Annotated in this window: 19 protein-coding genes and 1 riboswitch; of the genes, 12 read left to right on the plus strand and 7 right to left on the minus strand. The window is 70.4% G+C overall.

The window, feature by feature from the left end:
- Positions 1-80 precede the first annotated feature (80 nt).
- Entirely contained in the window at positions 81-1,754 is a 1,674-nt protein-coding gene (locus tag ACTOQ1_RS19690; RefSeq protein WP_440069067.1) for a carboxylesterase/lipase family protein, read from the plus strand.
- 89 nt (positions 1,755-1,843) lie between these two features.
- Here ACTOQ1_RS19690 and gltX read toward each other — a convergent pair whose 3' ends face one another.
- Complete coding sequence (gene gltX / locus ACTOQ1_RS19695) at positions 1,844-3,175, minus strand: glutamate--tRNA ligase (RefSeq protein ID WP_440069343.1); 1,332 nt, start codon at positions 3,173-3,175, stop codon at positions 1,844-1,846.
- Positions 3,176-3,203: 28 nt separating this feature from the next.
- The gene (locus tag ACTOQ1_RS19700) at positions 3,204-3,980 is read right to left on the minus strand and encodes a fumarylacetoacetate hydrolase family protein (protein WP_440069068.1); all 777 of its coding nucleotides are present in this window, start codon (positions 3,978-3,980) and stop codon (positions 3,204-3,206) included.
- A 236-nt stretch (positions 3,981-4,216) separates the two neighbouring features.
- On the opposite strand from ACTOQ1_RS19700, the gene ACTOQ1_RS19705 reads away from it, so the two are divergent.
- The 7 genes from ACTOQ1_RS19705 (at position 4,217) to ACTOQ1_RS19735 (ending at position 8,118) form a co-directional block, all read left to right on the plus strand.
- Positions 4,217-4,711 (plus strand): Asp23/Gls24 family envelope stress response protein, encoded by a 495-nt coding sequence (locus ACTOQ1_RS19705; RefSeq protein ID WP_440069070.1) that lies wholly within the window; start codon positions 4,217-4,219, stop codon positions 4,709-4,711.
- Positions 4,708-5,421: a hypothetical protein gene (locus ACTOQ1_RS19710; RefSeq protein ID WP_440069072.1), complete on the plus strand. Its 714-nt coding sequence runs from the start codon at positions 4,708-4,710 to the stop codon at positions 5,419-5,421. The genes ACTOQ1_RS19705 and ACTOQ1_RS19710 overlap by 4 nt, the downstream gene beginning before the upstream one ends.
- Positions 5,418-5,606, plus strand: coding sequence for a hypothetical protein (locus tag ACTOQ1_RS19715; protein WP_440069358.1), 189 nt, complete (start codon positions 5,418-5,420; stop codon positions 5,604-5,606). The genes ACTOQ1_RS19710 and ACTOQ1_RS19715 overlap by 4 nt, the downstream gene beginning before the upstream one ends.
- Positions 5,603-6,256: an Asp23/Gls24 family envelope stress response protein gene (locus tag ACTOQ1_RS19720; protein WP_440069073.1), complete on the plus strand. Its 654-nt coding sequence runs from the start codon at positions 5,603-5,605 to the stop codon at positions 6,254-6,256. The genes ACTOQ1_RS19715 and ACTOQ1_RS19720 overlap by 4 nt, the downstream gene beginning before the upstream one ends.
- Complete coding sequence (locus tag ACTOQ1_RS19725; protein ID WP_440069075.1) at positions 6,256-7,038, plus strand: DUF6286 domain-containing protein; 783 nt, start codon at positions 6,256-6,258, stop codon at positions 7,036-7,038. Before ACTOQ1_RS19720 ends, ACTOQ1_RS19725 begins: the two co-directional genes overlap by 1 nt.
- A 5-nt stretch (positions 7,039-7,043) precedes the next feature.
- Positions 7,044-7,631: a hypothetical protein gene (locus ACTOQ1_RS19730; RefSeq protein ID WP_440069077.1), complete on the plus strand. Its 588-nt coding sequence runs from the start codon at positions 7,044-7,046 to the stop codon at positions 7,629-7,631.
- A gap of 106 nt (positions 7,632-7,737) precedes the next feature.
- Positions 7,738-8,118 (plus strand): antibiotic biosynthesis monooxygenase family protein, encoded by a 381-nt coding sequence (locus ACTOQ1_RS19735; RefSeq protein ID WP_440069344.1) that lies wholly within the window; start codon positions 7,738-7,740, stop codon positions 8,116-8,118.
- Positions 8,119-8,191: 73 nt separating this feature from the next.
- Here ACTOQ1_RS19735 and ACTOQ1_RS19740 read toward each other — a convergent pair whose 3' ends face one another.
- Positions 8,192-8,788, minus strand: a complete 597-nt coding sequence (locus ACTOQ1_RS19740) for an HD domain-containing protein (protein ID WP_440069079.1) — start codon at positions 8,786-8,788, stop codon at positions 8,192-8,194.
- Positions 8,789-9,152: 364 nt separating this feature from the next.
- Here ACTOQ1_RS19740 and ACTOQ1_RS19745 point away from each other — a divergent pair, with 364 nt between their 5' ends.
- On the plus strand, positions 9,153-10,832 hold the full coding sequence (locus tag ACTOQ1_RS19745) for a heparinase II/III family protein (RefSeq protein WP_440069081.1): 1,680 nt from the start codon (positions 9,153-9,155) through the stop codon (positions 10,830-10,832).
- Positions 10,833-10,939: 107 nt separating this feature from the next.
- On the opposite strand, the gene cimA is transcribed toward ACTOQ1_RS19745, so the two are convergent.
- Positions 10,940-12,514, minus strand: a complete 1,575-nt coding sequence (gene cimA, locus ACTOQ1_RS19750) for a citramalate synthase (RefSeq protein ID WP_440069083.1) — start codon at positions 12,512-12,514, stop codon at positions 10,940-10,942.
- 389 nt (positions 12,515-12,903) lie between these two features.
- Between cimA and ACTOQ1_RS19755 the strand changes: the two genes are divergently transcribed.
- The gene (locus ACTOQ1_RS19755) at positions 12,904-13,557 is read left to right on the plus strand and encodes an O-methyltransferase (protein WP_440069085.1); all 654 of its coding nucleotides are present in this window, start codon (positions 12,904-12,906) and stop codon (positions 13,555-13,557) included.
- Between the two features lie 138 nt (positions 13,558-13,695).
- Complete coding sequence (locus ACTOQ1_RS19760) at positions 13,696-14,250, plus strand: Uma2 family endonuclease (protein ID WP_440069086.1); 555 nt, start codon at positions 13,696-13,698, stop codon at positions 14,248-14,250.
- A gap of 105 nt (positions 14,251-14,355) precedes the next feature.
- Here the strand turns inward: ACTOQ1_RS19760 and ACTOQ1_RS19765 are convergent, their stop codons facing one another.
- Together ACTOQ1_RS19765 and ACTOQ1_RS19770 are read right to left on the minus strand one after the other, a co-directional pair.
- A complete protein-coding gene (locus ACTOQ1_RS19765) occupies positions 14,356-15,450 on the minus strand; it encodes a branched-chain amino acid aminotransferase (protein WP_440069088.1) in 1,095 nt (364 codons plus the stop codon).
- 173 nt (positions 15,451-15,623) lie between these two features.
- Complete coding sequence (locus tag ACTOQ1_RS19770) at positions 15,624-16,670, minus strand: 3-isopropylmalate dehydrogenase (RefSeq protein ID WP_440069090.1); 1,047 nt, start codon at positions 16,668-16,670, stop codon at positions 15,624-15,626.
- Positions 16,671-16,810: 140 nt separating this feature from the next.
- A riboswitch (cyclic di-AMP (ydaO/yuaA leader) is annotated at positions 16,811-17,043 on the plus strand.
- On the opposite strand from ACTOQ1_RS19770, the gene ACTOQ1_RS19775 reads away from it, so the two are divergent.
- Positions 17,031-17,639: a C40 family peptidase gene (locus tag ACTOQ1_RS19775; protein ID WP_440069092.1), complete on the plus strand. Its 609-nt coding sequence runs from the start codon at positions 17,031-17,033 to the stop codon at positions 17,637-17,639. (Overlaps the previous riboswitch by 13 nt.)
- Positions 17,640-18,138: 499 nt before the next feature.
- Here ACTOQ1_RS19775 and serA read toward each other — a convergent pair whose 3' ends face one another.
- Entirely contained in the window at positions 18,139-19,728 is a 1,590-nt protein-coding gene (gene serA / locus ACTOQ1_RS19780; RefSeq protein WP_440069094.1) for a phosphoglycerate dehydrogenase, read from the minus strand.
- Positions 19,729-19,855 lie beyond the last annotated feature (127 nt).

The raw sequence follows: 19,855 nt of genomic DNA on the forward strand, positions 1-19,855 counted from the left end.
GCCGGGGTGCAGGAAACCACACCCCGGCGAGGGGCGCAGAACCAGTGCGCGCGACGCGCCGGGCGGGCATCGTAAAGGTCATGAAACCACCACGGAACAGGATCGGTGCCGCGCTTGTCGCCGGTCTGGCGGGAGCCCTGTTACTGGGAGCCGTCGACCCGGCCGCGGCCGATCGTGAAGCGCACGACACGCGAGGAGCCGCGACCTCCTCCGCGAGGGACACGACGGTCCGTACCGACGCCGGGTGGGTGCGGGGCGCGGAGGCCGGCGGCCTGCGGCTCTTCCAGGGCATCCCGTACGCCGCGCCCCCGGTCGGGGAGCTGCGCTGGCGGTCGCCGGAGGCCATCACCCCGTGGCAGGGAGTGCGCGACGCCACCGCGCCCGGCAGCCGGTGCGCGCAGACCGCCGACGAGTGGGGGCTGCCGGGAAGCGAGGCGGAGGACTGCCTCTACCTCGACGTGACCGTGCCCGCGCGCAGCGGGAACCGTCCCAAGCCGGTCATGGTGTGGTTGCACGGCGGGGGCCTGATGAGGGGCGCGGGCAGCGACTACGACGCCCGCAGGCTGGCCGAGCGGGGCGACGTCGTGGTGGTGAAGGTCAACTACCGGCTGGGGATCTTCGGGTTCTTCGGCCATCCCGGAATGGAGAACTCCGGGGCCTTCGGGATCGAGGACCAGCAGGCGGCGCTGCGCTGGGTACGGCGCAACGCCGCGGCGTTCGGCGGCGACCCGCGTAACGTCACCCTGGCCGGCGAGTCCGCGGGGTCGCACTCGGTGTGCGCGCAGCTCACCTCCCCCTCGGCGGCGGGGCTGTTCCACCGGGCGATCGCCCAGAGCAGCCCGTGCCAGGCGGGGAGCTTCGAGGGCACCCCGCTGAAGCCGATCCTGAAGGTGCCTCTGTGGCTGCCCAAGGCCTCCTACGAGGGCTACGGGCAGTATTTCGCCACCCTGGTGGGGTGCACCGACCCGGAGGCCGCGCTCGCCTGCCTGTACGACAAGCCGGTGGCCGACCTGCTCGCCCACGACTCTCTCCCGCTGCCGGGGTACGGCAACGCGGTGCTGCCCGAGGATCCGGCGAAGGTGCTCCAGGAGGGCCGCTTCCACCGGGTGCCGGTGCTGACGGGCATCACCCGGGACGAGGGCACCTTGTTCGCTCCGGCGCTCTTCGAGGAGCCGCTGACGGCGGAGGACTACGAGCGCGAGGTCAACGCCGAGTTCGGCGCCGCGGGGCCCGACGTCCTGGCTCGCTACCCGCTGAGCGCCCACGACGGCTCGCCCCTCCAGGCGATAGCGGCCATCATGAGCGATCTCGACTGGGCGTGGTCTGCGCGCGACACCGACCTGCTGCTCGCCCGGCACGTGCCGACCTACTCCTACGAGTTCACCGACCGCACGGCGCCCCCGCTCTTCCCGCTGGAGCACGGGGTCAAGCCGCTCGCCGCGCACGGTTCCGAGCTGTCGTTCCTGTTCGGGGTCGGCTGGGAGTCCGCTCCGCTCACCCCCGCGCAGCGGCGGCTCGGGGACACGATGATCGACTACTGGTCGAGGTTCGCCGCCACCGGCGACCCGAACCGGCCGGGCCTGCCCGCCTGGAAGCGCGTGCGCCCCGCCGGCGGCACGCCGTACGTGCAGGAGCTGTCCCCGGGGAGGGGCGGTATCAAGCCCTTCGACCGCGCCTCGGCCCACAACCTCGCCTTCTGGGACGAGCTCGCCGGGCGGGGGACGGAAGCCGGGCAGGCGGCGAAGACCGAATAGGGCACGGAGACCGGTCAAGGCCCGGTCGGCCGCCCCGGACCCGGGGTGGCCGACCGGGCCTGAGCCCGGTTTCGATCGGTGAGGCCCGGTCAGGCCTGGAGCTTCGCGAGGGCGGCACGGAGGCGCTCGGCGGAGCGCTCGCGGCCGAGGACCTCGATCGACTCGAACAGCGGCAGGCCCACGGTCCGGCCGGTGACGGCCACGCGCACGGGAGCCTGGGCCTTGCCGAGCTTGAGACCGTGTTCCAGGCCGACCTCCTCCAGGGCGGTCTTCAGAGACTCGGGGTCCATGTCGACCGTCTCCAGGCGGGCGAGATAGCCGGTGAGGATCTCCACGGCGGAGTTCTTCATCGCCTTGTCCCACGACGCCTGGTCGAAGACGGGCTCGTCCAGGAAGAGGAAGTCGACGTTCGCCGTGATCTCGGACAGGACCGCGATGCGGGTCTGGGCGAGCTCGGCGACCTTGGCGAAGGTCGCGCGGTCCCAGCCGGGCTCCAGCCACGGCTCGCAGCGGGCGGCGAACTCCTCCAGGGGCAGCGCCCGGATGTACTCGCCGTTGAACGCGCGGAGCTTCTTCTCGTCGAAGAACGCCGGGGAGGGGTTGACGTCCTCCAGCTTGAACAGCGGCACCATCTCCGGCCAGGGCATGATCTCCCGGTCGTCGCCGGGCCCCCAGCCGAGCAGCATCAGGTAGTTGACCATCGCCTCGGCCAGGTAGCCCTCCTCCCGGTAGGACTCCAGGGCGACCTTGTCGCGGCGCTTGGACAGCTTCTGGCGCTTCTCGTTGACGATCACCGGCACGTGCGCCCAGGTGGGCGGGGCGACGCCGAGCGCCTCCCAGAGCAGCTGCTGCTTGGGCGTGTTGGACAGGTGCTCCTCGGCCCGCACCACGTGGCTGATCCGCATCTCGACGTCGTCGACGACGTTGGCCAGCACGAACAGCGGGGAGCCGTCGCCGCGCGCGACGACGAAGTCCTCCATCGCGCTGTTGGGGAACTCGACGGTGCCGCGGACCAGGTCCTGGACCACGGTGACGCCCTCGTCCGGGGTGCGGAAGCGGACCGCGCCCTCGGTCAGGCCCCGGTCGCGGCAGAAGCCGTCGTAGCCCTGGTGCTCGGAGCCGGTGCGCGCCTTCACGTCGTCGCGCGTGCACGTACAGTAGTAGGCCCGGCCCTTGGCGACGAGCCCGGCCACGGCCTCGCGGTGCTGCTTCTCGTACGACGACTGGAAGTAGGGGCCCTCGAAGGCCGGGCTGTCCTCGTTGACGCCGATCCAGGCGAGCGCCGAGATGATGCCCTCGGTCCACTCCGGCCGGTTGCGCGCGGCGTCGGTGTCCTCGATGCGCAGGACGAACCTCCCGCCGGCCTGCTCGGCCAGGGCCCAGTTGAACAGCGCGGAGCGGGCGCCGCCGACATGGAACATGCCGGTCGGCGAGGGAGCGAAACGAACCCTAATCACGGGAGACCACCCGGTTGCTGAGAGTGCCGATTCCTTCGACGAAAACGCTGACCTCGTCGCCGACGCTGAGCGGGCCGACCCCTTCGGGGGTCCCGGTGAGGATGACGTCACCGGGGATCAGGGTCATGACCGCGCTCACGTGGGCGATCAGCGCGGGGATGTCGTACATGAGCTTGGAGGTGCGCGAGTCCTGCTTGATCTCGCCGTTCACCGTCGTGACGATGCCGACGTCGCTCGGGTCGAGCTCGGTCTGGATCCACGGGCCGAGCGGGCAGAAGGTGTCGAAGCCCTTGGCCCGGGTGAACTGGACGTCCTTCTTCTGCAGGTCCCGCGCCGTGACGTCGTTGGCGCAGGTGTAGCCGAAGATGACCTCGTGCGCCCGCTCGCGGGGCACCTCGCGGCAGAGCCTGCCGATCACCACGGCCAGCTCCCCCTCGTAGTCGACCCGCTGGGAGAGCGTCGTCGGGTAGGCGATGGCCTCACCCGAGCCGATCACCGAGGTCGACGGCTTGAGGAAGACCAGCGGCTCGTCGGGCACCTCCCCGCCCATCTCCTGGGCGTGGTCGGCGTAGTTCTTGCCGATCGCGACGACCTTGCTGGGCAGCATGGGCGCGACCAGCCTGACCTGGGAGAGCGAGTATCGCTCGCCGGTGAACTGGATCGGCCCGAACGGATGACCGGAGATCCCGGAGATGAACTCCTCCCCTGGGCCGCCCTCGACCACCCCGAACCCGACACCTTCTCCTGTGGAGAACCTCGCTATACGCACACGACAAGGCTAGTCGCGCTCAGGGTCCCGCCGGACCGCGCCCGTGGCTCCTCGCTCCGCCGCCCGGAAACCTTGCACCATATGCACCTAAAAATACCTACAAATCCGATTTTATCGATAGTGCCATGTTTGCTCCAAGAAAAGCTATGTCCTGATTTATGTCCATATGAGGGGTATGACCGCCTCAGAGGCATCGGGGAGGCCAGAAGGCCTTCCCAACGGGGGAAGGAACGGACGTGACTGAAGCCAGCACGGTGAACAGGCCCAAGGGCGACGAGGCCACGGTGCCGCGGGCACGCACCGACAGCCCCGGGTCCCAGAGCGGCCTGGTCACCTCCAAGGGGACCACCACCATCGACAGCGGGGTCGTATCGAAGATCGCGGGACTCGCGGCCAGGGAGATCCCCGGCGTGCACAACATGGGCACGGGCACGGCGCGCGCCCTGGGCGCGGTACGCGGCATGGTGGGCGCCGACAAGAGTGCCACCCAGGGGGTCTCGGTCGAGGTGGGCGAGCGGCAGGCCGCCGCCGACCTGGAAGTGGTCGTCGACTACGGGATCGCCATCCCCGACCTGGCCGCCGCCGTACGCCGCAACGTGATCACGGCGGTCGAGCGCATGACCGGGCTCGAGGTCACCGAGGTCAACATCAAGGTCTCCGACGTCCACATGCCCGGCCAGGACAAGGACGGCTCGGAGGATTCGTCCGAGTCGGAGCCCCGCGTCCAGTGAAGGGCCCGGCAGGCGGTGCGGCGGGACCGGGCCGCGAGCCCAGGGACCCGGCCCGCGAGGCCGCGACGTCTCCGACGCCGGCGGATCCCGGCCGCGGGACATCCGCGCCCGAGAGACAGGGAAAGCCCGGCGCCGAGACGACCACGCCCGCGCGCGGATCGGGGGAACCCGCCGGGACCGCCGCTCCGACACCGGCGACGGCCATACCCGCGCACCGGCCGAACGATCCGTCGCGCAGGCCGGCCGCCGTACCCCGGCAGAAGGCCGCTCCGGAGGGTCAGGCCCGCAGACCGACCGGCCAGAGCCGGGAGGCAGGTCGTGGCCGGGAGGCCGGGGAGACGGCGAGGCCGGCGCGCGAGCCCGGAGCCCCGGCACGGGCGGCGCCGGGTCCCGCACGCGAGACGGCCGTCGTCACCCGCGAACCCGAGGACGCGGCCCTCGGGACGACCGACCTCGCGCACAGGATCGCCGACACCGTACGGCGCTGCCCCGACGTCGTGGACCTGTCGGGCGGGCCGTTCGGGACCGTGGCGAGCTACCTGCCCGGCGAGCGGCTGGCCGGTGTCGCGCTGCGCGAGAACGAGGTGGAGGTCTCGGTCGTCGTCAGGCTGGGGCGCCCGCTACCGGAGATCGCCGACGAAGTGCGAGCGGCGGTCGTCCCGATGGTGGGCGACCGGCCGGTGAACGTCCATATCGGAGGTTTGAGATGAGTAATTTCCCAGTGTGGTCCGTAGTCGGCACGATCGTCGGTGTCCTTCTGGGCTTCGCGGCGGCCTTCGGCGGCCTCGGCGCGTTCCTGCTGGTGCTCGTACTGGGCGCCGTCGGATTCCTCATCGGCCGCTTCGCGGAGACCGGAGAGGTCGACCTGTCCCGGCTGGCGGCGAAACGGCGATGAACACTCCCGTCGAGCACCGTCCCGCGTCCTCCGGGACGGCCGCGGATCCGGATCCCCCTGCCTCTCGGCAGGGGGGCTCCGTCCCCGCGGAAACCGGCGGGCCCGCGCGGCCCGCCGTTCCCGCCCAGCCGTCCCGGCAGGCCGTACCGGCCGAACGACGCGGCAGGACCGACATACCCGACCGGGTGGTGTCGCGCATCGCGGCCCGCGCGGCCGGAGAGGTGGCACGGGTACGGGAGGTCGGCGAACGGAGACCGCTGTTGTCCTGGCGCGGCGGCACCCACGCCACCCTCGACGGTGAGCTCACGACGCTCCGGCTGGACGTGACGGTCGAGTATCCGGCCCCGATCCGCGAGGTGGCCGAGGAGGTCAGAAGCCACGTCGCCGAACGGGTCATGGCCCTCACCGGCATGGACGTCGGCCACATCGACGTCCTCGTCACCGACGTGGTCCCCGCCCGTGACGATCACGGCGATCGTGGAATCTCGCGGACCGGGGACGCCGTACCGGCCGGAGGAGGTCGGGCGGAGAACCCGGCGGGCGGCGTCGGCCAGGCCGGCGCCGGCACCCCGGGCCGGACCGCGGCGCCCGTCGGCGATCCCGCCGACGACCCCACCGAGGACATCGGCCCGCTACGTGAGGAGCGATGATGGCCAGGCAGGTACCCGACCCGGCGGAGCCGGTCCCCGGAGCGGAACCGACCGGCGAGATGACGACCACCCCCCGCGCGGAGACGGCGGAACCGGCCGTACCGCCGGCGTACGGCACGACGGAACCGGCCGTGCCACCGGCGTACGGCACGACGCAACCGGCCGTGCCACCGGCGTACGGCACAACCGAGCCTTCACCGCCGCCGATATACGGCACGGTGACGAAGGACGCCTCCGCGGACCGCGCGGCGATCAGGGCGTTCCGCCCGCGCCGGGTGGTTCCCGCGGTCATCACGGCCGTCCTGATGACCCTGCTCGGCCTCCTCGTCGCGCTGGAGGTCATCTCCGCGCTGCTGGGCCGCCCGCTCCGCCTGGTGCCGTACGACCGGATCCTGTCCTGGGCGACGTCGACGCCGTGGAACGACCCGCGGGTGATGACGGGCGCGGGCCTGGTCGGGTTGCTGGGCCTGCTGCTGGTACTGCTCGCGCTCATTCCGGGCCGGCCCACGCTGATCCCGGTGAGGACCGGGGACAGGGACCTGGCCATCGGCATGCAGCGGCGGGGCTTCACCCGGTCGCTGGCCCACGCAGCCGAGCAGGTGCGGGGAATCGAGCACGCCCGGGTACGGCTGCGGGGAAAGGCCGTGCACGTCGCGGCCGACAGCGGCATGCGGGACACCCGCGGGCTGGCCGACGCCGTACGGGAGGCCGTGAACCTGCGGATCACCGCGCTCTCCCCCGTCTGGAAGTATCCCGTCCGCGTGCATCTGCGAGAGAAGTGAGCGCCATGGACGACAAGACCGCCCGGGGCAACCGGCTGGGGTTGCTGATCGTGGGACTGACACTGATGATCCTCAGCGCCCTGGCGATCGCACGCGGCGCGGGAGCCTTCCCGCAGGCCGTGGCGCCCGCCGGCAGCCCGCTCGTGGACGGCTCGGTACGCCAGCCGTTCGCCACCTACGACCCGTGGCTGTGGTGGGTGATCGCGGCGGCGGGCATCGTGCTGGCGTTGTTCGGCCTGCGCTGGCTGCTGGCCCAGGGACGTCGCGGCAGGCTGGGCGGCATGCGCCTCGAGGGCGGCCCCGCCGGGGTCACCGAGGTCGACACGGGCAGCGTCACCGACGCGGCGGCCGCCGAGGCGGGCACGCACCCCGCGATCATCAACGCCACCGCCGACATGGTCGGGACGAACGCGCACCCGGCCGTGCGGATGAAGGTGGTGGTCGCCGAGGACGCGCCGATGAGCGCGGTCCGCGAGCAGCTGGGCGGGGTGGTCATCCCGCACATGCGCCAGGCTCTGGAGACCGAGCGCATGCCCGCCGTCGCCCGGGTGAGCCTGGAGGACGCGCCACGCCGCCCGAGGACCGTCGCCTGACCCGCACCACGGAGCGCCGATCATAGAGTGATCAGGGAAACCAACGCTTCGAGGAGACGATGTGCCTTCGGTCGTGAAGATAAACGCGCTGACGGTGTCCGGGGAGATGCGCGAGGAGCTGGAACGCCGCTTCTCCAGCCGGGCGGGGATCGTCGAGTCCGCGGACGGGTTCGAGTGGTTCGAGCTGCTCCGCCCCGTGGACGGCACCGACCGGTACCTGGTCTACACCCGCTGGCGTTCCGAGGAGGACTTCAGGCGCTGGACCGAGAGCCAGGCCTTCCAGCGGGGCCACGCCCAGGCCGCCGCCGAGGCCGGCCGGGGACGGGGACACGCCGACGCCCACAGCGCGGCCCAGGGCCACGGGCACGGCCAGGGACAGGGCGGCCCGGCCCAGGGGCACGGCCACGGGCAGGGGCCCGCCGCCACCGGGGCCGAGCTGTGGTCCTTTGAGGTCGTCCAGAGCACCGGTCCCGCACCGGGAGCCTGAGCGGCGGCGAGAGGCCAGGCTCCCCCCGGGAAGCCTGAGCGGCGGCGAGAGCCGGGCTCCCCGCGGGGAGCCCTCAGCGGTCCAGCGGGTTGGCGGCGATGCGCTCGGCGACCCCCGAACGGACGAACTGCCCGGCCAGGCTGTCCGGCTTGCGGGCGGCCTGGTCGACGAAGCACGCGGTGAACTCCGGGCCGATCCCCAGCCGGGGGTGGCGTTCCAGCACCTCGGCGCGGAGCTCCGCCGGGAAGTCCTCCGGCCGCCGCCCGGAGATGTCGAGCCCGGTGGACAGTTCGAGCAGGTACCCCTCGGGGTCCTGTCCGGGGTCGACCTTGTCCCACATGTGGCGTACGACGATCTCCGACGCGCGCACGCGGCGCTCGACGGGCCACCCGGCCCCGGCGGCGAAGACCCACGCGACGTGGCCGCCCGCCTCCTCGAACGGCACGGTGTGGCTGTCGAACTCCTTGACCAGGCCGATGTCGTGCATCATCGACGCGACGTACAGCAGTTCGTCGTCGAAGGCGACGTCGTTCATCGCGCCGTAGGCCGCCGCGAAAAGGTAGGCCCGGACGGAGTGGTTGAGCAGGGCGGGCGAGCAGTAGGCGGTCGCCACCTCCAGCGCCCCTCGGGCGGCCGGTGTGTCGGGGATGACGATGTCGGCGAGTCTCATACCGCCCAGCCTGCCGAAACACGGCGACGTCCGCGAGTGGCAGGAGAGACATCGACCGACAAAATCGCGCCAGGGGCGGACGGGCCGGGTGGGTGCCCGCCGTCGTGCGGAGGGCCGGAGAACGTCGGGAACACGACGAGAGCGGCGAGGACGGCGAGAACGCCGGGCGTCCGCGAAAGCCGTGACCCCTGTCGCCCTCGTGACCCTCGTGACCTCTGCGAACCCCGGTGAACGCTGTGAGGAAACTGGGAGACCCGCATCTAGTTGCTAACGATGTTTCAGAAGGGACCATCCCAGCTTGACCGGTTTGGTGGGATCCGGACAGCATGATCCGCCCCCCTCGTTCGGCCCGGAAGGAACTGGCGTGCGCCGCCGCACAAAAGCATTCGCTCTCTGCATCATCCTCCTGACGACCTGCGGCGTCACGGTCGGTACCGCGGAGGCGAGGGAGGCGAAACGCACCGCCGAGTGCCAGGGCGACTGGCTGCCCGCCACGCCGACGTCGACGGACATCATGAACGGCGAGGTCGACTTCCTCGACCTCGCCCCGGTGAAGGTCGGCAAGAACGTCGACTGGCGCACCGACCCCTACCGCAACCGCTCGTGGAGCATGGTCTTCCACTCGCTGCGCTGGATGGGCCGTCTCGTCGCCGACTACGAGACGAACGGCAACGAGGCGTACCTGACGCGGGCCGTCGAGATCGCCAAGGACTGGGTGGCCGACAACCCCCGCGGCGGCGCGAAGACCAGCCCGTACGCCTGGCAGGAGCACCCGATCGCGCTGCGCGCCCCCGCGCTGGTCTGCCTCAGCAAGCACGTCGGCGGCTCGTGGCTCTCCGGCAGCCTGGCCGAGCACGCGAAGATGCTCTCCGACCCCAGGCTGTACGAGAAGGGCCACAACCACGGCATCGACCAGGACATCGCGCTGCTCGGCATCGGCTGCCGCTACGGCCGCGACCAGTGGTCCAGCCTCGCGATCAGGCGGCTCACCGAGACCGTGAAGCTCGACGTCGACTCCCAGGGGGTGCTGCGCGAGCAGGCCCCGCGCTACGCGCTCTACGTCCACGACCGCCTGAAGGTCGCGATGGACAACATCAGGGCCTGCAAGCGGAAGGTGCCCGACGACATCTCCCGGCGCTGGGAGTCGCTGGAGGACTTCATCTCCCACTCCACCCAGCCCGACGGGTTCATGGTCCCGATCGGCGACGGCGGCGCGGACGTGCGGCCGGTCGGCTACAGCCACCCGAAGCAGACCGTGCGGGTGTTCGGCGGCGGCTACGTCTACGGGCGCACCGCCTGGGACAAGCCCGAGTCGGCCTTCTACTCCATCCGTTTCGGGCCCGGCATGAAGTACCACGGCCACGAGGACCACCTGGGCGTGACCTACTACGCCCAGGGCCGTGACGTCCTGGTCGACGCCGGCTTCGACTCGTACGAGAACAGCGGCTACCGCAACTGGACGATCTCCCCCGAGGCGCACAACACGTCGATGGTGGCCGGAGCGAGGTTCCGCGGCAAGACCGCCACCGCGCTGAGCAAGTCGTCGATCGGGCAGGACCGGCAGAGCTACCGGCTGACCGACAAGGCCTACGGCGTGCCCAGGACCCGCTCGGTGCTCGTCAACCACCGCCAGGACGTGATGGCCGTGCTGGACACGGTCCCCAAGGGCTCGAAGGTCCGCAACGTCTGGCACTTCTCCCGTGACCTGTCCACCGTCTCCAGCGGTGGCGGCCAGGTCGTGGTGAAGGACAAGGCAGGCTGGAAGGCGACGCTCGCCCAGGTCTCGATGCCGTCCTGCCGGCCGGTCTCCGGGCTGAAGGTGGTCCGCGGCCAGAAGAACCCGTACCAGGGCTGGGTCTCCTCCGCCTACCTGCAGAGACACCCCGCCCCCGCGGTCGTCGCACCCGCCTCGGGCGACTCCGTGCTGACCGTGGTGGTCCCCGGCAGCGGGAAGCCGTCGCTCTCCTGCTCCGGCGGCAAGGTCAGCCTGGAGACCTCCGAGGGCCAGGTGAGCTTCCGCGTCAGCGGCGCCGGCCTCTCCTGACGGGCTCGTCCCCCCGGCTCTCGCCGGGGGGCTCTCCGGCCGTCTCCCAGGCGGTGCTCTCCGGCGGGGAGACGGCGGTGGCCTGGCGACGGGCCGGGGCGGGTGGGTCAGGCGGTGTGGCCGGCGCGCAGGAGGCCATAGGTGACGGCCTGCTCCAGCGCCTGCCAGGAGGCCTCGATGATGTTCTCGTCGACACCGACCGTCGACCACTCCCCGGCCGCGTCACTGGAGGTGATCAGCACGCGCGTGACGGCGTCGGTGCCGTGCGTGCCCTCCAGGATGCGCACCTTGAAGTCGATCAGCTCGACCCCCGCCAGCTCGGGGTAGAGCCGCTCCAGCCCCAGCCGTACGGCCCGGTCGAGGGCGTTGACCGGGCCGTTGCCCTCGCCGGTGGCGACGATCCGCTCCCCCTTGGCGTGCAGCTTCACGGTGGCCTCGCTGACGACCTCGCCACCCCGTGCCCGCTCGACGATCACCCTCCAGGACTCGACCTGGAAGTGGCGCCTGTGCTCGCCCGCGACGGTGTCGCGCAGCAGCAGCTCGAAGGAGGCGTCGGCGGCCTCGAAGGTGTAGCCCTTCGACTCCATCTCCTTGACCCGGTTCACCAGCTCCCGTGAGGTGTCGGAGGCCAGCTCGTAGCCCAGCTCGCGGCCCTTGAGCTCCACCGAGGCGCGTCCGGCCATGTCGGAGACGAGCATGCGCATGTCGTTGCCGACCTCGGCGGGGTCGATGTGCTGGTAGAGGTTGGGATCGACCTTGATCGCGCTGGCGTGCAGCCCCGCCTTGTGGGCGAAGGCGGAGACGCCCACGTAGGGGGCGTGGGAGTTGGGGGTGACGTTGGTGACCTCGGTGATCGCGTGGGCGATCCTGGTCATGTCGGCCAGCGCCTCCCGCGGCACGAGGTCGAACCCCCGCTTGAGCTGCAGGTTGGCCACCACGGTGAACAGGTTCGCGTTACCCGAGCGCTCACCGTAGCCGTTGGCGCAGCCCTGCACGTGGGTGGCGCCGGCCTTCACCGCGGCCAGGGAGTTGGCGACCGCGCAGCCGGTGTCGTCGTGGCAGTGGATGCCGATCCTGGCCGACGTCCCGACCGCCGCGTGCACGACCTCGGCCAGCTCGTCGGGGAGCATGCCCCCGTTGGTGTCGCACAGCGCGATGACCGAGGCTCCCGCCTCGGCGGCGGTGCGCAGCACCTCCAGCGCGTAGTCCGGGTTGGACTTGTAGCCGTCGAAGAAGTGCTCGGCGTCGAGGAAGACCCTCTGTCCCTCCGCACGAAGGTGGGAGACCGTGTCGCGGATCATCGCGAGGTTCTCCTGGAGGGTCGTGCGGAGGGCCAGCTCCACGTGCCGGTCGTGACTCTTGGCGACAAGGGTCACGACCGGCGCGCCGGATTCGCGCAGCGCGGCTACCAACGGGTCGTCGGCCGCCTTCACACCTGCCCGGCGGGTCGCGCCGAACGCGGCGAGCTGCGCGTGCTTCAGGTCGAGCTCTGTTTGGGCGCGCCTGAAGAATTCCGTGTCCTTGGGGTTGGCGCCGGGCCAGCCTCCCTCGATGAAGCCGACGCCCAGGCCGTCCAGGTGACGCGCGATGGCCAGCTTGTCGGCCACCGTGAGGTTGAGCCCCTCCTGCTGGGCACCGTCACGGAGAGTCGTGTCGTACACGTGGAAGCGATCGTCGGCCATGTCGTTCTCCTTCGCGGGTTCGATGATTCGCCGCGCGCTCATCCGGCTTCTGGAAACAAAAATGACCCCTCACGGACGTGAGAGGTCTGCGCGCCGGCGGTGTCCCTTTTCAGCCAGCGCGCCTGCCGATAATGAGCAGACCGTAGAACATGATGCTTCGGAGTCTGCCATACGCCGACACCATCTGACACATCGATCTCAGGATCCGAGACCTGCGGCGTGTCGGCACGACCCGGACACGGACCGGGCGGACCTGAGATATCGGCTCGTACACAGGCCTGGCGGGTCCGGAACACCGGGTCGTGCACAGGCCCGCGCGGGCCGGACACGACCGGACACGACCTCGAATCACCCTCCGCCGCCGTCCGGCACCGGCGAGAATGGGCCCCATGAAGGCGACTTATCTCGACCCCGCCGTGGGGCAGTATCTGCTCGCGCACACCACCCAGCCCGACGACGTCCTCGACGCGCTCGCCCTCGAGACCCGCGAGCTGACCGGCAACAACGCGTCGATGCAGATCTCCCCCGACCAGGGGCGCTTCCTCACCATGATCGCCCAGCTCGGCGGCGCCAGGAACGCGGTGGAGGTGGGCACCTTCACCGGCTACTCCTCCATCTGCCTGGCCCGCGGGCTCGCCCCGGGCGGCGGGCTCACCTGCTTCGACGTGAGCGAGGAGTGGACGGCGATCGCCCGGAGTTACTGGGACAAGGCACGGGTCGCCGACCGCATCGAGCTGAGGATCGGCCCCGCGGCCGAGCGGCTGCGCGAGCTTCCCGAACACCCGGCCGTCGACCTGGCGTTCATCGACGCCGACAAGATCAACTATCCCGTCTACTACGAGATCCTCATGTCACGCCTGGCCCCCGGCGGGGTGATCCTCGTCGACAACACCCTGTGGAGCGGCCACGTCGCCGATCCCAGCAGGGACGACGAGACCGTCAGGCACATCCGCGAGTTCAACGACATGGTCAGCTCCGACGAGCGGGTCACCTCGATCATGCTCCCCATCGCCGACGGCCTCACCATGATTCGAAAGCACTGACGAGAACTTTCCCGGATCGCGGGCGCGCGGAAATCTTTTCGATCACTTTAAGTGATGTGACCAACACGTTGCGCCCACCCGCCTGGAGGGAAGGGTGACCGCATGGCCAAGACCCTGGACCGTCGCGAGGCTAAACCCATGTCCACCAACCACCAGGAGCTCGAGCGGCACTACCAGAAGACCTGCGATCAGTGGCCCGACCGCAAGGTCGAGATCATCAACGGCCGGATCGTGGTGAGGGAGTTGCCCACCCTCAACCACGCCAAAAGCATCCTGCAGTTGCTGATCCAGCTCCTCCCGTTCGCCACGGCGCAGGGATGGCATCCCGTATACGACGTGAAGCTCTTCCTGGGCGTTCAGAAAGATCGCTATCGGCCCGACCTCCTCGTCGTGCCGAAATTTCCCCGTATGTGGGACGACGAGAACGTCTATGCCGAAGAAACGCTGCTCGTCGTGGAGGTGGTCTCCCCCAGCAGCCGGGACGACGACCACGTCACCAAGCCCGAGAACTGCGCGATCGCGGGCGTCCCGCTCTATCTGGTGATCGACGCCACCCAGAATCTCGCCCGGCTGCTCAGCCACCCCGGAGAGCGGGGCTACCAGCAGCAACACCAGGTGATCCTCGGAGAGCCTCTTGAGCTCCCCGCACCCTGGGACCTCACGATCGACACCGGCAAGCTGACCGAGGGATAGATCCGCCCGCCGGGATGCCGGGCCGGGTGGGAGACCGGGCCTCCCGCGCGCGGGACCGGCGGACACTTCTGCCGACCGGTCCCCGCGGATCTCCTTCGTGCGGGACTAGCAGATCTTGTGGACCCAGCTGTGCGGGTCGGGACGGGATCCGTACTGGATGCCCACGAGTTCCTCGCGGATCTTCGAGGTGACGGGCCCCTGGGTGCCGTCACCGATCGTCCAGGCGCGGTCGGCGCCCTTGACCGAGCCGACCGGGGTGACCACCGCGGCGGTGCCGCAGGCGAAGACCTCGGTGAGCTCGCCCGTCTCGCAGCCCCGCTGCCACTCCTCGACCGACAGGCGCCCCTCCTCGGCCTGGAGGCCGAGGCCGGAGGCGAGGGAGAGGATCGAGTCGCGGGTGATTCCGGGCAGGAGCGTGCCGGTGAGCGCCGGGGTCAGCAGGCGGTCGCCGTAGACGAAGAACAGGTTCATCCCGCCCATCTCCTCGACGTAGCGGTGCTCGCCCGCGTCGAGCCAGACCACCTGGTCGCAGCCCTGTTCGACGGCCTGGCGCTGGGCCACGAAGGCCGCCGCGTAGTTTCCGCCGCACTTGGCGAAGCCGGTCCCGCCGGGGGCCGCGCGGGTGTACTCGGTGGAGAGCCAGACCGTGACGGTCTTGCCCCCGCCGAAGTAGGCCGCCGCCGGGGAGGCGATGACCATATACTTGTAGGTCCTGGACGGGTAGTTGACTCCGAGCGCCGGCTGCGTCGCGATCATGAAGGGGCGCAGGTAGAGGCTGTGTCCCGGCGTGGTCGGCACCCACTCGCGGTCGGTCTGGACGAGCAGTTCCAGCGACTCGACGAACGTCTCCTCGGGCAGTTCGGGCATGGCCATCCGCGCCGCGGAGGTGTTGAAGCGAGCGGCGTTCGCCTCGGGCCGGAAGGTCACGATCGTGCCGTTCTCCTGGCGGTAGGCCTTGAGCCCCTCGAAAAGCTCCTGCGCGTAGTGGAAGACCGACGTCGCGGGGTCGAGGCTGAGCGGGCCGTACGGCATGAGCCTGGCGTCGTGCCAGCCCCGCCCCTCGGTGTAGTCGATCGAGATCATGTGGTCGGTGAAGACCTGACCGAACCCGGGGCTCGCCATTACCTGCTCGCGCTCTGCCGCGGTGCGAGCGTGGTCGGAGAGCTGCACGTCGAAGCTGAGCTTCTGAGCGGTGGTCATCGCACGGATCCTTCTCTTGGTGTCTGGCTTACCCTTGGGTCCATTCTGCGTCGGACCGGGTAACGGGAAACTACTCCATCCATGCCGAAAACCGGCAGTGCTGGAGAAACAAAAACGCACCTGGCGGCTCGGGTGAGCCGCCAGGCGCGTCGGGGTCGAGGAGGGCGGCTTCCTCAGCCGGCTACTCGGGCGGTGATGTCGTCGCCGATCTCGTGGGTGGCCCGGCCGGCCCTGCCGCCCGGCCGCCCGGCCAGGTCGTCGGCGACGGCCCGCTCGACCCTGGCGGCCTCGGCGGCCATGCCCAGGTGGTCGAGGAGCATGGCGACCGACAGGATCGTGGCGGTCGGGTCGGCCTTGCCCTGGCCCGCGATGTCGGGGGCGCTGCCGTGGACCGGCTCGAACATGCTCGGCGCGGTGCGGTCGGGGTTGACGTTGCCGCTGGCCGCCAGGCCGATGCCACCGGCGATCGCCGCGCCGATGTCGGTGAGGATGTCGCCGAAGAGGTTGTCGGTGACGATCACGTCGAAGCGCTCCGGCTGGCTGACGAAGAACATCGAGGCCGCGTCGACGTGGCAGTAGTCGGTCTGGACGTCGGGATACTCCAGGCCGACGCGGTCGAAGGTGCGGGCCCAGAGGTCGCCGGCGTAGGTGAGCACGTTGGTCTTGTGGACCAGCGTCAGCTTCCTGCGGGGGCGGCCCAGCGCCTTGTCGAAGGCGTAGCGCACGACGCGCTCGACGCCGTGGGCGGTGTTCAGCGACTCCTGGGTGGCGATCTCGTGCGGCGTGCCCCGGCGCATGACGCCGCCCGCACCGGCGTACGGGCCCTCGGTGCCCTCGCGGACGACGACCATGTCGATGTCCTCGGGACGGGCCTTGCCCAGCGGCGTCTCGACGCCGGGGAAGAGCTTGACCGGGCGGAGGTTCACGTAGTGGTCGAGCTGGAAGCGGAGCTTGAGCAGCAGGTCGCGCTCCAGGACGCCCGGGGGCACGCTGGGGTCGCCGACCGCGCCGAGCAGGATCGCGTCGTATCCGCGCAGTTCGTCGAGGACCGGGTCGGGCAGGGTCTCGCCGGTCTCGTGGTAGCGCTTGGCCCCGAGGTCGTAGGTGGTGGTCTCCACCTTCGTGCCGACCGCTTCGAGGACCTTCAGCCCCTCGGTGACGACCTCGACTCCGATTCCGTCCCCGGGGATGACCGCCAGGCGAATGTTACGCGAATCCATGCAGGCACCTTACCGGTCCGTCTCGGTGATCGAACACCGGTCTCATCCTCCGGACACACTCGTCCGGCGGGACCCCTGATCGTTTTGTCCGCCTTTGCTTGGTATTGACCGTTTCGTGAGGTTTCGTTATGGTCCTCCCATTCACGTCAATGCCTAATCCGTACGGGCCATCCCCTTACCGGGCCCGCACGGAGCCGGGGAACCACTCTTTACGGGATCTACCGGACCCCGGGCACCCCGCTCCTCCCCCGGAGCGCGTTCCCGGCCGTCATCAGGTGGATTCCTTGGGGCGAATCAGCGCGTTCTCGCGCCGTAGGGCGGCCTCCACGCCCGAGCCCGACAGCTCACCCGGCCGGCCTTATGGAAGGAATCATCCTGTCCGGCACAGTTCTCCCCCGTGTCCTGTCCATCTCCGCCTCCATGATCGTCGCCGGCGCCGCGGTGTGCGCGACCTCGACCGCCGCCCTGGCCGCATCCCCGCCCCCCGCCCCCGGGCCCGCCGCGCTCAACACCCCCGCGCTGAAGGACGCGCTGAAGGCCACGGCCGTCAAGCCCGCCTGGCAGAAAGCCGTGAAGTGGGCCATGTCCAAGCGCGGAACGCCCTACGTCTGGGGCGGCACCGGCCACGGCGGCTTCGACTGCTCAGGCCTGGTGCTCCGCGCCTACGGCGCAGCCGGGATCAAGCTCCCCCGCGTCACCAACGACCAGTACGCCGCCTTCTCCAAGAAGATCTCCTGGGAGAATCTCAAGCCCGGTGACCTGGCCTTCTTCAGCGGCCTCGGCCACGTCGGCATGATCACAAAGCCCGGCTACATGGTTCACGCCCCGCGGACCGGCGACGTGGTCAAGGAGGAGAAACTCGACTCCTGGCGCCGCGAATCCTTCGTCGGCGCGGTGCGTCCCGACCCGCAGGGGGTTCAGCTGGCCAAGCGGGTCGAGCTCGCGACCGAAGCCGTGACCGGCGGATGAGACACGCCGGCGGATCACCGCCGGGAGGCCGTGGAGACCCCGGCGGCGGAGAGAACGGGTTCAGCGGGTGGGAGCACCGCCGTTGTCCCTGCGGTCCAGAGCGGTCTGGAGCGCGTCGACGGCCTCGTCCTCGGTCTCCTCGGGACGGTTCCAGGGATACATGTCGTACATGGCGAATCTCGTCTCGGTCGCATACCGGCAAGGAAGGTGGTCGAGACTCCGGTCGGGACTCCGACCAGGCCTGATGTCGCGGGTCCGGATCACGGACCGGCGGCGGGGGCTTGGAGCCGGCACGCGCCACGACACCGCGGCGAGTCGCCGGCCCGCCCCTGTCAGGCCTCGCCGCGGCAGGTAGGAATTACGAGAACCTGGCGCATTTGACTCCAGGTTACCCGGCCGCGGGAAAACCGTCTCGCCCGGCGTACACACTTCTCACATGCTGAGACGAAATGTGGCCGCCGCCCCGGTCTCCGGGGCGGCGGCCACATCGGCGGTACGGCTAGTCGGCCAGGTCGACCGAGCGGCCGCTGTCGGCGCCGATCTCCGAGCCGATCTGGTCGATCACCTCGGCCGGGATGGCGGTGTCGACGGTGAGCGCGATGAGCGCCTTGCCGCCCTTGGCGTCACGGGCCACCTGCATAGAGGCGATGTTGATCGAGTGGTCGCCGAGGATGCGGCCGACCACGCCGACGATGCCGGGGCGGTCGGTGTAGGTGAAGAACGACAGGTGGTCGGTCGGCTCGATCTCCATCTGGTAGCCGTTGACCTCGACGATCTTCGTGATCTGCCTCGGCCCGGACAGGGTGCCGGAGACCGAGACCGCGCGGCCGTCGGCGAGGACGCCCCGGACCGTCACGACGTTGCGCCAGTCGGGGCTGTCGGAGCTGGTGACCAGCTCGACCGACACGCCGCGGTCCTTGGCCAGCAGCGGGGCGTTGACGTAGGTGACCGAGTCCTCGACCACGTCGGTGAAGACACCCTTGAGCGCGGCCAGCTCCAGCACGCGGACGTCGTGGGAGGCGATCTCACCGCGCACCTCGACGTCGAGCTTGGTGGCGACCTCGCCCGCGAGGGCGGTGAACACCCGGCCGAGCTTCTCGGCCAGCGGCAGGCCCGGCTTGACGTCCTCGGCGACGGCGCCGCCCTGGACGTTGACCGCGTCCGGCACGAACTCCCCGGCGAGCGCGAGCTTCACGCTGCGCGCGACCTGGGTGCCGGCCTTCTCCTGGGCCTCGTGGGTGGAGGCGCCCAGGTGCGGGGTGACGACGACCTGGTCGAGCTCGAAGAGCGGGCTGTCGGTGACCGGCTCCTTCGGGAACACGTCGATGCCGGCGCCGGCGACGCGGCCCTCCTTGATCGCGGAGTAGAGGGCGTTCTCGTCGATGATGCCGCCGCGGGCGACGTTGATGAGGCGGACGTTCGGCTTGACCGTGTGGAGCTCCCTGTCACCGATGAGACCGATGGTCTCCTTGGACTTGGGCAGGTGCACGGTGATGAAGTCGGCCTCGCTCAGCGCCTCCTCCAGCGAGACCAGCCGGACGCCCATCTGCGCGGCGCGGGCCGGCTGCAGGTAGGGGTCGTAGGCGATCAGCTCGACGCCGAACGGCTGGAGGCGCTGCGCGACCAGCTGGCCGATCTTGCCGAGGCCGAGGATCGCGACGACCTTCTCGTCGAGCTCCACGCCGGTGTACTTCGAGCGCTTCCACTCGCCGCCCTTGAGCGCGGAGTGCGCCTGGGCGACGTTGCGGGCGGAGGCGAGGATGAGGGCGACGGTGTGCTCGGCGGCGCTGGTGATGTTGGAGGTGGGCGCGTTGACGACCATGACTCCGGCCTTGGTGGCGGCCTCCACGTCGACGTTGTCCAGACCGACGCCCGCGCGGGCGACGACACGGAGCCTGGGAGCGTTGGCGATCGCCTCGGCGTCGACCTGCGTGGCGCTGCGCACGATGAGCGCGTCCACGTCGGCGAGGGCGGGCAGGAACTGGGCACGGTCGGCGCCGTCGGTGTGGCGGACTTCGAAGTCCGCGCCCAGAACCGCGAGACCGGCCTCGGAAAGTTCCTCAGCGACCAGTACGACGGGCTTGTTCACAGGCTGGATCCTTACTAGGCGGTGAGGGGTGCACGGACCTCACGTAGTCTATCGGCGCTTGTGAACGCGTTCACGAGTGTCCCGCGATCCGAGACGCCCCACGCCGTCCCGGGTGCCTTCCGGGGCC

Source organism: Streptosporangium sp. OZ121 (genome assembly GCF_051918885.1).
Classification (GTDB): Bacteria; Actinomycetota; Actinomycetes; order Streptosporangiales; family Streptosporangiaceae; genus Streptosporangium.

Coding starts and splice junctions, on each gene's coding strand:
- ACTOQ1_RS19775 (WP_440069092.1), top strand. CDS start 17,031: ATGGAAGGAATCATCCTGTCCGGCACAGTTCTCCCCCGTGTCCTGTCC.
- ACTOQ1_RS19760 (WP_440069086.1), top strand. CDS start 13,696: ATGTCCACCAACCACCAGGAGCTCGAGCGGCACTACCAGAAGACCTGC.
- ACTOQ1_RS19730 (WP_440069077.1), top strand. CDS start 7,044: ATGGACGACAAGACCGCCCGGGGCAACCGGCTGGGGTTGCTGATCGTG.
- ACTOQ1_RS19690 (WP_440069067.1), top strand. CDS start 81: ATGAAACCACCACGGAACAGGATCGGTGCCGCGCTTGTCGCCGGTCTG.
- ACTOQ1_RS19725 (WP_440069075.1), top strand. CDS start 6,256: ATGGCCAGGCAGGTACCCGACCCGGCGGAGCCGGTCCCCGGAGCGGAA.
- ACTOQ1_RS19720 (WP_440069073.1), top strand. CDS start 5,603: ATGAACACTCCCGTCGAGCACCGTCCCGCGTCCTCCGGGACGGCCGCG.
- ACTOQ1_RS19765 (WP_440069088.1), bottom strand. CDS start 15,450: ATGACCACCGCTCAGAAGCTCAGCTTCGACGTGCAGCTCTCCGACCAC.
- ACTOQ1_RS19740 (WP_440069079.1), bottom strand. CDS start 8,788: ATGAGACTCGCCGACATCGTCATCCCCGACACACCGGCCGCCCGAGGG.
- ACTOQ1_RS19770 (WP_440069090.1), bottom strand. CDS start 16,670: ATGGATTCGCGTAACATTCGCCTGGCGGTCATCCCCGGGGACGGAATC.
- ACTOQ1_RS19735 (WP_440069344.1), top strand. CDS start 7,738: ATGCGCGAGGAGCTGGAACGCCGCTTCTCCAGCCGGGCGGGGATCGTC.
- gltX (WP_440069343.1), bottom strand. CDS start 3,175: ATGTTCCATGTCGGCGGCGCCCGCTCCGCGCTGTTCAACTGGGCCCTG.
- ACTOQ1_RS19755 (WP_440069085.1), top strand. CDS start 12,904: ATGAAGGCGACTTATCTCGACCCCGCCGTGGGGCAGTATCTGCTCGCG.
- ACTOQ1_RS19715 (WP_440069358.1), top strand. CDS start 5,418: ATGAGTAATTTCCCAGTGTGGTCCGTAGTCGGCACGATCGTCGGTGTC.
- cimA (WP_440069083.1), bottom strand. CDS start 12,514: ATGGCCGACGATCGCTTCCACGTGTACGACACGACTCTCCGTGACGGT.